This is a genomic window from Streptomyces sp. CB01580 (assembly GCF_001905795.1).
Lineage (GTDB): Bacteria > Actinomycetota > Actinomycetes > Streptomycetales > Streptomycetaceae > Streptomyces.
Window position 1 is genome coordinate 598763 of sequence record NZ_LIXJ01000003.1, and the last position, 11555, is coordinate 610317.

The 11555-nt window shown below is 72.6% G+C and carries 7 protein-coding genes; 6 read left to right on the forward strand and 1 reads right to left on the reverse strand.

Annotated elements, in window-relative coordinates; translation table 11 throughout:
* Positions 1-5: 5 nt before the first annotated feature.
* From AMK22_RS07675 to AMK22_RS07690, 4 genes are all read left to right on the forward strand, one after another.
* On the forward strand, positions 6-1586 hold the full coding sequence (locus tag AMK22_RS07675; protein WP_073782597.1) for an alkaline phosphatase D family protein: 1581 nt from the start codon (positions 6-8) through the stop codon (positions 1584-1586).
* A gap of 71 nt (positions 1587-1657) precedes the next feature.
* A complete protein-coding gene (locus tag AMK22_RS07680; RefSeq protein ID WP_073782599.1) occupies positions 1658-3031 on the forward strand; it encodes an SWIM zinc finger family protein in 1374 nt (457 codons plus the stop codon).
* Entirely contained in the window at positions 3028-5727 is a 2700-nt protein-coding gene (locus tag AMK22_RS07685; RefSeq protein WP_073782601.1) for a DUF7824 domain-containing protein, read from the forward strand. Before AMK22_RS07680 ends, AMK22_RS07685 begins: the two co-directional genes overlap by 4 nt.
* Positions 5728-5932: 205 nt before the next feature.
* Positions 5933-7414 carry a GNAT family N-acetyltransferase gene (locus AMK22_RS07690; protein ID WP_073782603.1) on the forward strand — a complete coding sequence of 494 codons (1482 nt, stop codon included), beginning with the start codon at positions 5933-5935 and terminating at the stop codon, positions 7412-7414.
* A 175-nt stretch (positions 7415-7589) separates the two neighbouring features.
* On the opposite strand, the gene AMK22_RS07695 is transcribed toward AMK22_RS07690, so the two are convergent.
* A complete protein-coding gene (locus AMK22_RS07695) occupies positions 7590-8909 on the reverse strand; it encodes a trans-sulfuration enzyme family protein (RefSeq protein WP_079185962.1) in 1320 nt (439 codons plus the stop codon).
* 59 nt (positions 8910-8968) lie between these two features.
* Between AMK22_RS07695 and AMK22_RS07700 the strand changes: the two genes are divergently transcribed.
* On the forward strand, positions 8969-9466 hold the full coding sequence (locus tag AMK22_RS07700; protein ID WP_073782871.1) for an Lrp/AsnC family transcriptional regulator: 498 nt from the start codon (positions 8969-8971) through the stop codon (positions 9464-9466).
* A 102-nt stretch (positions 9467-9568) separates the two neighbouring features.
* The gene (locus AMK22_RS07705; protein ID WP_073782873.1) at positions 9569-11254 is read left to right on the forward strand and encodes a DUF885 domain-containing protein; all 1686 of its coding nucleotides are present in this window, start codon (positions 9569-9571) and stop codon (positions 11252-11254) included.
* Positions 11255-11555 lie beyond the last annotated feature (301 nt).

An 11555-nucleotide genomic window follows, 5' to 3' on the forward strand; every position in this document is an offset into this window, starting at 1 on the left:
CCCCGATGCCGAACCGTCCTCTTGTTCCGTCCCTCGACCGTCGCGGTGTGCTGCGCGGTTCCCTCGCCGTGTCGGCCGCGCTGTCGCTGCCCGCGGTGGGGGCCGCGGCCCCCGCGTTCGCCCTCTCCGGCAGGCCGCGCGCCGCGTGGGGCGTGCAGGTGGGCGACGTCACCGCCTCGTCGGCGCTGGTCTGGGTCCGTTCGGACCGTCCGGCCAGGATGATCGTGGAGACGTCGGCCACGGAGTCCTTCCGGCGCTCACGCACCTGGCACGGTCCGCTTCTCGGCGCCGGAAGCGACTTCACCGGGACCACGCCGCTGTACGGGCTCCCGGCGGGCGAGCAGGTGCACTACCGGGTGACGCTGGCCGATCCGGCGGACCCGCGCCGCACCGGAAGGCCGGTGCACGGGACGTTCCGGACGGCGCCCGCCCGGCGCCGGGACGGGGTGCGCTTCCTGTGGTCCGGCGACATCGCGGGCCAGGGCTGGGGCATCAATCCGGACATCGGCGGCTACACCGTCTACGAGGAGATGCGCCGCCTCGACCCCGACTTCTTCCTGTGCAGTGGCGACAACATCTACGCGGACGGGGTGATCGAGCCCAGCGTGACGCTGCCCGACGGGCGCGTCTGGCGCAACGTCACCACCGAGGAGAAGTCGAAGGTCGCCGAGACGCTGGCCGAGTACCGGGGGAACTTCCGCTACAACCTTCTCGACACCAACCTCCGACGGTTCAACGCCCAGGTGCCCTCGATCGTCCAGTGGGACGACCACGAGGTGCGCAACAACTGGTATCCCGGACAGATCCTCGACGACTCCCGCTACACCGAGAAGAACATCGATGTGCTGGCGGCCCGTTCGACACGGGCGTTCCGCGAGTACTTCCCCGTGTCCACGCTGCGTGCCGCGTCCGGCGAGGGCCGGATGCACCGCGTCGTGCGGCACGGTCCGCTGCTCGACGTGTTCGTCCTCGACATGCGGTCCTTCCGCAACGCCAACTCCCCCGGCCGGCAGCCGGACGACGCCACCGGCATCCTCGGCGCCGGGCAGCTGCGCTGGCTCGAGCAGGAGCTGTCACGGTCCCGCGCGGTGTGGAAGGTGATCGCCGCCGACATGCCGTTGGGGCTGGTGGTCACCGACGGAGCGACCGACTTCGAGGCGGTCGCCCAGGGCGATCCCGGGCAGCCGCTGGGCCGGGAGCTCCAGATCGCGGAACTGCTCCGGTACATCAAGCACCGGCGGATCACCGGCACGGTCTGGCTGACGGCCGACGTGCACTACACGTCGGCCCAGCACTACGTGCCCGAGCGTGCGGCGTTCAAGGACTTCGCGCCGTTCTGGGAGTTCGTTTCGGGCCCGCTGGCGGCCGGTCAGTTCCCGGCGAACGCGCTGGACGCGACGTTCGGTCCCGACCGGGTCTTCGTGCGGGCACCCGATCGCGCGAACGTGTCGCCGATGGAGTCCCCGCAGTTGTTCGGCGAGGTCGACATCGACGGCGACAGCGGTGAGTTGACCGTACGACTGCGCGCCCAGGGTGGTTCCGTGCTGTTCAGCAAGGTGCTGCGGCCGGGCCTCGTCGGGCAGTGAGGCGTCCCCGACCGCCGTCTCCGGACGGCGGTCGGGGACCCGTTGTCAGTGGTGGGTCCTACGGTTTTTCCATGACCCGATCCGTTCAGGCATTGGCCTACGCACGCCCGTCCGCCGTGGAGTCCTCACAGGCCGGGCGGCTGCTCGGTCTGGAGACCTCCGGTGGACTCACTCCCCGGGGTTCCGAGCCCCATCCCCGGTTCTTCTCCGGATTCCTCACCTCGCCGAGCATCGCCGCCCGCGGCCTGCTGGCCGTGGCGGACGTGGCGTCCGCGCGCTACTACCAGCGGACCCTGCCCGCCTCGCTCGATCCCGTGGTGACGGGCAACGGCGATCGGTTGCGTTTCGAGTCGTTCTCCGGCTGCTGCGGCGTGTACGCGCGGCTCGACGTGCTGCGCGAGGGGCTGGACGGCGCGGAGACGGGGCACGGTACGACGAACGTGGATGTCAACAACCCGCTGCGGGAGGCCCTTTCCCGGATATCGGGTGACGATCCGCTGCACATGCGGGTGGGTCCGGAGGAGATGGCCGTCACCACGCTGGACGGACCGGTCGTGGAGAAGAAGGTGCCGCTGCCCGACCGGTGGCTGCGCGGCTTCGCGGAGGCCCAGGTGGTGTCGGCCGGTTTCGATCTGCGGGCCGAGCTGCCCGCCGCCGAGGCCGTGCGGTTCCTGCGGTCGCTGCCGCGCACGTCGGGGAACGCCTCGCGCGGCGCGCGCTGGGTGATCCCGGCGGGGAAGACGCTGCGGCCGACGACACGGCCGGTGGCGGGGGCGGTGTGTCTGCCGGGCCCCGAGCGGCTGGTGGCGTTTCAGCGGGTGCTGCGTCATGCGACGTCCCTGCGGGTGTACGGGCCGGTGGCCGACGGCGCGGCGACCGCGAGCGCCTGGGAGGCGGTGCTTCCCGGCATGCGGCTCACGCTCGCGCTGTCGCCCGAGGCCTCGCGCGGCTTCTCCGGCGAGGGCGGGGTGCTGGAGGCACTGGCCACCGAGGACGCCGCGGCCGACGCCGAGCTGGTGTCGCTGCTGCTGGCCTGGGAGCCGCGTATCGAGCCCGCCGACCTGGCGGAGCAGTCGGGTCTGACGGTGGAGCGGGTACGGGCCGCGCTCACCCGGCTGGGGACGGCGGGCCGGGTCGGCTACGACCTCGCGGACGCCGCCTATTTCCATCGTGAGCTGCCGTACGACGCGAACCGCGTCGAGCGGCACAACCCGCGTCTGGTCGCGGCCCGGGAACTGGCCGGCTCCGGAGCGGTCGCGCTCGACGGGGACGTGGCGGTCGTCTCCTCGGGCGAGCGTCGTTACCAAGTGAGGGAGAAGGACGGAATGCTCGGCTGTACCTGCCAGTGGTGGATCGACTATCGGGGCCGCCGGGGCCCCTGCAAGCACGCCCTGGCCGTGCGGATGGTCCGTCGTGGTGCGCCGGTCGCCGGAGGTGCGCGATGAAGGACCTGCTCACCGCCGTCCGGGAAGGGCACGTGAAGGACGTCCCGGGCCTGCTGGCCGGACTGGACCGGGCCGAACGCCGGGCGGCCCTCGTGGAGTTGAAGGCCCTGCGCAAGGAGGCACGGGGCTGGCACTGGAACGAGCGGGAGAGGTCACGCGACGCCCTGTTCGTGGCCGGCGCGGGTTGCCACACGGGGGCGGCGGCGTGCGCCACCTGGCTGGGGGGCCGGGATCTGGTGGGGTGGCGACGGACCCCCTTCTTCCGGGTCGTCGAGGTGCTGGGGGACCGCGACCCCGCCTGGGTCGCCGATGTGGCCCATCGGCTCGCGGCGCGGCCCGCGGCGGTGGAGTCCGCGTACGAACTCGTCGTCGGCCTGGTGAAGCTCGCAGGGTGTCCGGTCCCCACCACGGACGCCTTCGTGCGCGGCTGGGCGGAGCACGTGTCCACCGCTCCCTGGCGGACGCGCAAGACGCGCCCCTTGACCGACATCCTCCGCGCCGACCCGTACCTGCCGGTTCTCCTCCCCCGCGTCTTCGAGTTGCCGGAGCTGCCGTCGTCGATGATCTGGTTCGACGAGACGACGCAGAATCCGTGCCAGTGGCCGGTGGCGCTGCTCGCTCTCGTCGACGAGGGTCTCGTCGAACGGACGCCGCTCGTGGAGAAGTCCCTTACACGGTTGCTCCGGGGCGGGAAGCCCGCGGAACAGCGGTTCTGCCTGGCGTTGTTGCGGCGCCTGGAACTGACCGAGCAGGAGGAGACCGGGCATCTCGCCGACTGGGCCGCCATGGCGGCGGACGGGATCTCCACCGTGGCCGGCCACGCCCAGGAGGTGCTCGGCCGGATGGACGAGCGCGGCGAGCTGCCGGTGCGGTCGCTGGCGGAGGTCTCGGGTGCCGTGCTGTTCCGCACCGAGAAGAAGCTGGTCCGGTCCCAGCTCGTGCTGATCGGCAAGGTCTTGCGGCGCGACCCGTCGACGGCCGACGAACTGCTGCCCGCCGTCGCCGAGGTCTTCGGGCACGAGGACATCGGCCTTCAGGAGCGGGCACTGAAGCTCGTGACGCGCCACCTCTCCTCCACCGGTGAGACGACACGGGAAGAACTTGCCCTTTCGGCCGCACAGTTGAGCCCGGTGCATCAGGAAGCCGCGGCCGCGGCCCTCGGTGCCCTGCCCGGCGACCGGCCGACTGCGGAACCGTACGAGGAAGCACTTCCGCTCCCTCCCGTGCCGCGGCCTCTCGCGCCCGCCCCGGCCACGCTGCCCGAACTCATCGAGGAAGTGGCGCTCCTGACGGGTGATCTGCGGTCCGGATTCGGCGGCTCCGGCGCCCCCTTCGACGTGTCGGCGTTCGAGCGGACACTGGACGGGCTGGTGCGGCACGCCCATGCCGACCGGACGGCACTGGGCGACGCGCTGCGTGAGGCGCTGACAGGTCAGTGGCGGATCGACAGCGAGCCCAGCCCTCATCTCAGGCGGTGGCTCATCTCGCGCTCGGGCATCGAGATCGTCGTGGCCACGCTCCTCGGCGGGGAGTCGGCGCGGGCCGTGGCAGCCGACCGTCCGTCGCGGGAGCCCGATTGGAGGTGTGCCCACGCGGCACTGGACGGGATCCGCAAGGCCCGTCTGTGGGAGGCGGCCGACGCCGTGCTCGACGGCGGGGTGCCGTTCCTGCTGGCCGTACCCACATCGCACACCGGTTCCCTCGATCCGGCCGTGCTGGTGGAGCGGCTGCGCGCGTACCAGCGGCTGGGCGTCCGGCCCGGTGACGTCGATTTCGGTCAGGCCCTGCTCCGCGTACCCCGCGGCGAGGCACAGCACGAGGCAGCGGTGGCGGCCGCGGCTCTCGGCACGCCGGGGGGCGACCTTCTGGCGGCGTGGCTGCGCGCCGACGAACCGCTCGCCCGGGTACGCCGCTTCGACCTGGAGAAGCGGACCCATACGGCCGGCGGGCTGGTGTCGACGCCGGGCACCTGGACGCACCGCGCGCTGATGGCCAGTGAGGAAAACCCGTTCGTCCGGCGGGAGTTCCCCCGCCTCTTTCACTGGCTGGGGAAGCCGCACATTCCCACGCATCATGTGTGCTACCACTGGGGCGAACGGCCGGAGGGCTGGATCTCGTCCCTGCCCCAGGACGCGGAGACGCTGGCCGCCTGGATGCTGCCGAACATCTCGATCGGCACGGTCGAGGAGATACGGGACACCACGCGTCCGCTGCCGTCGCTCGCCGAGCTCGACGCGCCCGCGGGCGAGGCGGTCCATCTGGCGGTCGCGTACGGTCTGGCGTGCAGGCACCAGGAGGACCGACTCTCCGCGGTGGACGCCCTGCTGGTACTCGCCGCGCGCCAACAGCTGGACGCCCCACTGCTGGGCGAGCAGCTGACGACCCTCCTCGAACTCGGGCTGGCGAAGCCGAACCGGGTCGCGGAGTCGGTCCGCACCGCCGCCACCACCGGCGGGTACCGGACGACGCTCTCCGTGCTCGCCGCGCTCCTGCCCGGACTGCTCGCCCGCCAGAAGGCTCCGCGTGGGCTGAGTGATCTGCTCGCCGTGGCCGCCGAATGCGCGGAACACTGCGGCGCGGTGCGGGCCGAACCGATACCCGGGCTCGCCGAGACGGCGGCCCGCGGCGGCTCCTCGCAACTGGTACGGCAGGCGGCGCGTCTGCAGGCCGCCTGGGGGAAAGCGGGACCGGCGTGACCGCCTCGACCGTCGAGGCGTGACCCGCATGCGCGAACCGCGCAAAGCGTGGTCGGACACTGTCCGGACCGGCACCGGTCCGGACGGGCCGCAATTGATCAAGGCGATTTTGCGCCAAAACGGATGTTAGAGGTCAGATGCTCACTTAACCCATCGGTCACAGACTGTTCGCGATCGGGCAACACCGCTCGGTCACAGTGAACTCATGACCGACAGGACATCCAACACGACCTCCCGCCGCCCGCACCACTGGCGCCGGGACCTGATCGAGCCGGCCGCGCTGTTCACCGCCGTGGCGGTGGCCGACGCGATCGCCAACCTGATCGGGCACCAGCCCGACGGACCGTATCTCCTGGTCGCCTCGGCCGTGGCCCTGACCATGACCGCGGCGTTCCACACCTGGTGGGCGCGGCGCCACAGTCACGCTCCCCCGCCGACCGGGAGCGGTATCGTCGCCGACGACGTCGGCGATGCCGACGGGCCGCCCGGCCACCGCGTCGAGGCCGCGGACGGGCCCGGCTCCGCCGATGATGTCGCGGCGACGGTGATCGTGCCCGAGCCGGCGGGACCCGGGTCGGCCCCGGGCGCCGAGGGCACGGTGCTGTGGCGGATGCGTACCACCGTGCGGGACGCACCGGGGAGTCTCGCCGCACTGTGCCTGGCGCTCGCCCGGCACCGGGTCGACATCCTCACGTTGCAGACGCACCCGCTGGCGCGCGGAACCGTCGACGAGTTCCTGCTGCGCGCCCCCGCGTCCCTCCGGGCCCGGCAACTGAGCCGGTCCGTCTCCGCCGCCGGGGGCGGGTCCACCTGGATCGAGCGGGCCGACGCCCACGACCTGGTGGACACCCCGACGCGGGTGCTCGGCCTCGCCACACGCACGGCACTGGACGCAGCGGAACTGCCCCTCGCCCTGCGCCAGTTGCTGGGCCGCTGCACGATCCGCTCGCTGCCCCCGGTCCCGGTCACCGGTCGCGCGCAGAACAGGGACACGCCCCCGACGGAGGGAGTGCTGGAGGAAACGGTGATGCGGCTGCGAGACCCGTCCGGGGGCACGATCACCGTCGAGCGACCGTATCTGCCGTTCACGCCGACCGAGTTCGCCCGGGCGCGGGCCCTGGTGGAACTGGACGTCCGGCTGGGCCCCCGCGTACCGCGCACCGAACACGTGCTCGCGCTCCCCGAGGGCAACGAGATCACCGTGCGCCGTGCCGACCAGGACGATCTGGAGGCGGCCCGGGCCATGCACGACCGCTGCTCCGACCGGACGCTCGCCCTGCGCTATCACGGCCCGGTGCGCGACGCCGACCGCTACCTGGACCATCTGCTGAGCCCCCGATTCGGCCGCACCCTGGCCGCGCAGACCGCCTCGGGACGCCTGGTCGCCCTGGGCCACCTTCTGTGGGACGGCGACGAGACCGAGGTCGCCCTGCTCGTCGAGGACGACTGGCAGCGGCGCGGAATCGGTTCCGAGCTGCTTCGCCGACTGGTGGCGCTCGCCGTCGAGGCGGGCTGCGAGAACGTCTACGCGGTCACCCGGGCCTCCAACACCGGCATGGTCGCGGCCATGCGTGCGCTGGCCCTGCCGCTGGACTACCAGATCGAGGAAGGCACGCTCGTCATCACCGCCCGGCTGGACGCGACACCGGCCCGTTCGCTGCCGCCGTACGAGCAAGCCGGTCACTGACCACCAGGCCCATCACCGACCACCGGGCCGGCCACGGGGAAGGGAGCCCCGCACCGACCGACGAGCACGATCGGCGATCCGACGGCCCGCTCCGGCCACGCGCGCGACGGCCGGGGGCGTGTGGACCCCCGCCCACACGCCCCCGGCCGTCCTCGCCGGGCCGGACCTCGCCCCCTTACGAGGCCGGGCCTGTCCCGACGGCCCGGACCGCTCCGGGACCCCGGTCCGCTCCGGAAACGGAAGCGGCCTCGGACACGCCGTTCGTCCCGGGCGCACCGACCATCCCGGACACGTGGACCGTCCGCGACGCCGGTTCCCGTTCACCGGGACTCGCCTCGTCGCAGTCCAGCGCCCGGGAGAGGTCGGCCCACAGGTCCTCGACGTCCTCCAGCCCGACCGACATGCGCAGGAGCCGGTCCCCGACGCCGGACGCCTGACGGTCCCCCTCCTCCACGATGCGGTGGCTGATGGACGCCGGGTGCTGGATCAGGGTGTCGACGCTGCCGAGGCTGACCGCCGGGGTGATGAGCCGTACGGCCGAGATCACCCGGTGGGGATCGTTGTGCACCTCGAACGAGACCATCGCCCCGCCCAGTTCCGGGTAGTGGACCCGGGCGACGCGCGGGTGGGCCGCCAGCCTGCGCGACAGTTCCGCGGCGGTGGCGGAGGCCGCCCGCACCCGCACCGGGAGCGTCGCGAGGCCGCGCAGCAGCAGGTACCCGGCCATCGGGTGCAGCACGCCGCCGGTGGCGAAGCGCACCTGCCGCAGACGCGCCGCGAACTCCTCGTCGCAGGCGACGACGCCGCCCATCACGTCGCCGTGTCCTCCGAGGTACTTGGTGGCGCTGTGCAGCACGATCCGGGCGCCGTGCTCCACCGGCCGCTGGAGCACGGGCGTGGCGAAGGTGTTGTCGACGAGCAGCGGCACCGACCCGCAGGAGTGCGCGATCGCCCGGATGTCGACCTCGGCGAGCGTGGGGTTGGCGGGCGTCTCCACCATCACCAGACCCGTGTCCGGCCGGATCGCCTCGGCGATGCCCGCCGGATCGGTCCAGGTCACCTCGGTGCCCAGCAGACCGGTGCCGAGGAGATGGTCGCTGCAGCCGTAGAGCGGACGGACGGCGACCACGTGACGCAGTCCCATGCTCGCCCGGACCAGCAGCACGGCGGTGAGCGCCGCCATTCCGCTGGCGAACGACACGGCGCTCTCCGCCCCTTCGAGCCGGGCGAGCGCGTCCTCGAACCGGGCGGTCGTCGGATTGTCCAGGCGCGCGTAGACGGGCGGACCGTCGGGCCTGGCGCCGTTCGCGGCGAAGGCGTCGATCCGCCGGGCCTCGCCCCGGGAGTCGTACGAGGGGTAGGTGGTGGACAGGTCGATCGGCGGAGTGTGCAGGCCGAGTGCCGCGAGATCGTCACGGCCCGCGTGCACGGCTTCGGTGGCGAGCGCCCGCGACCGGGGGGTCGCCGAGGGCGCCATGAAGGAGTCGGTGTCCATGACATCACTCTGAACATCACCCGGAACTTGCCGGGATGGTCCCGTGCTACGTTCGGCAGATGTCCGAATCCGTCGTTCTCGACCCGGTGGACCTGCACATTCTGCGGCTGCTGCAGAACGATGCCCGGACCACCTACCGCGAACTGGCCGCCGAGGTCGGTGTCGCCCCGTCGACCTGTCTGGACCGGGTGGCCAGATTGCGTCGTTCCGGGGTCATCCTCGGCCACCGGTTGCGCCTCGACCCGGCGCGGATCGGCCGGGGGCTGGAGGCCCTGCTCTCCGTGCAGGTGCGCCCGCACCGCAGGGAGCTGATCGGTCCGTTCGTCGAACGGATCAGGGCGCTGCCGGAGTCCCGCGCGCTCTTCCATCTGACCGGGCCCGACGACTACCTGGTCCATGTCGCGGTCGCCGACACCGCGGACCTTCAGCGTCTGGTGCTGGACGAGTTCACGTCACGGCGTGAGGTGGCCCGGGTCGAGACCCGGCTGATCTTCCAGCAGTGGGAGTGCGGACCGCTGCTGCCGCCGGTGGCGGGAGCACAGGGAACAGGTCCCTGAGCCGGAGCACGGAGCGCAGGTCCCCGAGCCGGAGCGCAGGGAACAGGACCCTGGGTCCGAATGCTGATGACGCGGAGGCCCTCGCCGTACGAGGATGTCCGCATGTCAGAAATTGCCGGCAGCGCACTGCCCCGCCAGGTCGCCGACGCCTACGTCGACGCATACATCGAACTCGACCCGATCTCCGGCACGTACCTAGGTGTCGCGGCGAGTTCGCGGCACCTCCCCGATTTCTCCCCCGCCGGGCAGGAGGCCCGTGCGGAGCTCGCCCGCACCACCCTCGCGAGGCTCGACGCCGCCGAACGGCTGCCCGGCGCGGACACCGACGCCGAACGCCGCTGCGGCCGTCTGCTCCGCGAGCGCCTCATGGCGGAACTCGCCGTCCACGAGGCGGACGAGGGGCTGCGCACGGTCTCCAACATCCACTCTCCGGCGCACAGCATCCGCGAGGTGTTCACGGTGACGCCGACCGAGACCGACGAGGACTGGGCGGCGGTCGTGGAACGGCTGCGCGCGGTTCCCGCCGCGCTGGAGGGGTACCGCGAGTCGCTGGCGCTCGGCCTGGAGCGCGGGCTGTACGGGGGGCCGCGCGCCACCGCGACGTTCATCGGCCAGCTCGACGAGTGGGCCGGTGACGACGGGGCGGGCTTCTTCGAGGAGTTCGCCGCCGCGGGTCCCGCGCCGCTGCGCGCCGAGCTGGACGAGGCCGCCGCGCGGGCGACGAAGTCGGTCGCGGAACTGCGGGACTGGATGCGCGAGGTGTACGCCCCCGCGGTCGAGGGTGCGCCGGACATCGTGGGCCGCGAGCGGTACGCGCGCTGGTCGCGCTACTTCAACGGCACGGACCTGGACCTCGACGAGGCATACGCGTACGGCTGGTCCGAGTACCACCGGCTGCTCGCCGAGATGAGGACGGAGGCCGGGAAGATCCTGCCCGGCGCGGGTCCCTGGGAGGCGCTGGCCCACCTCGACGTCCACGGCAAGCACATCGAGGGCGTGGACGAGGTCCGGACCTGGCTCCAGAACCTGATGGACGAGGCCATCGAGGCGCTCGACGGGACGCATTTCGAACTCGCCGAACGGGTGCGGAAGGTGGAGTCCCACATCGCCCCGCCCGGCGGTGCCGCGGCTCCGTACTACACGGGCCCGTCCGAGGACTTCTCCCGCCCCGGCCGCACCTGGCTCCCCACCATGGGCGAGACCCGCTTCCCCGTCTACGACCTGGTCTCGACCTGGTACCACGAGGGTGTGCCCGGCCACCACCTGCAGCTCGCGCAGTGGACGCACGTCGCCGACAGCCTCTCCCGCTACCAGGCGTCGATCGGCCAGGTCAGCGCCAACTGCGAGGGCTGGGCGCTGTACGCCGAGCGGCTCATGGACGAACTGGGCTTCCTGCCCGACGCCGAGCGCCGCCTCGGCTACCTGGACGCGCAGATGATGCGCGCGTGCCGGGTGATCGTGGACATCGGCATGCACGCCGAGATGGAGATCCCCGCGGACTCCCCGTTCCACCCCGGCGAGCGGTGGACCCCCGACCTGGCCCAGGAGTTCTTCGGCAACCACAGCGGCCGTCCGGCCGACTTCGTGGAGAGCGAGCTCACCCGCTACCTCTCGATGCCGGGGCAGGCCATCGGTTACAAGCTGGGCGAGCGCGCGTGGCTGCTCGGCCGGGAGAACGCGCGCACGGCGCACGGCGACGCGTTCGACGCGAAGGCGTGGCACATGGCCGCGCTCTCGCAGGGTCCGCTCGGACTCGACGACCTGGTGGACGAGCTGTCCAAGCTCTGACCGGACGTCCACGCTCCGACCGGACGGGGATCCGTCCAGGCTCCGACCGGACGTTCGGACTCCGACGGGACCGTGCGATCAACCTCTCCTCCCCGGCGGCCGGGCGGCGGTGCCGGAGCGGGGAGAGGGTGATCGCACGCGTCCGCCCGCGTCGGCCGGCACCCGGGTCCCCGGAGGCCGGGCGGCGTGGGCGTGGGACCGGCCCCGGCACGGCCGCCCCCACACGACCGGCCCCGGCGCTGCCGACCGCACGGCGGGCTTCGGCGTGACGAAGACGGGCGGTCGAAAGCCGCCCGCCGTC

Excerpts from the sequence above, each read along its gene's own strand:
- AMK22_RS07705 (WP_073782873.1), top strand. The coding sequence starts at position 9,569 with ATGTCAGAAATTGCCGGCAGCGCACTGCCCCGCCAGGTCGCCGACGCC.
- AMK22_RS07695 (WP_079185962.1), bottom strand. The coding sequence starts at position 8,909 with ATGGACACCGACTCCTTCATGGCGCCCTCGGCGACCCCCCGGTCGCGG.
- AMK22_RS07700 (WP_073782871.1), top strand. The coding sequence starts at position 8,969 with ATGTCCGAATCCGTCGTTCTCGACCCGGTGGACCTGCACATTCTGCGG.
- AMK22_RS07680 (WP_073782599.1), top strand. The coding sequence starts at position 1,658 with ATGACCCGATCCGTTCAGGCATTGGCCTACGCACGCCCGTCCGCCGTG.
- AMK22_RS07675 (WP_073782597.1), top strand. The coding sequence starts at position 6 with ATGCCGAACCGTCCTCTTGTTCCGTCCCTCGACCGTCGCGGTGTGCTG.
- AMK22_RS07685 (WP_073782601.1), top strand. The coding sequence starts at position 3,028 with ATGAAGGACCTGCTCACCGCCGTCCGGGAAGGGCACGTGAAGGACGTC.
- AMK22_RS07690 (WP_073782603.1), top strand. The coding sequence starts at position 5,933 with ATGACCGACAGGACATCCAACACGACCTCCCGCCGCCCGCACCACTGG.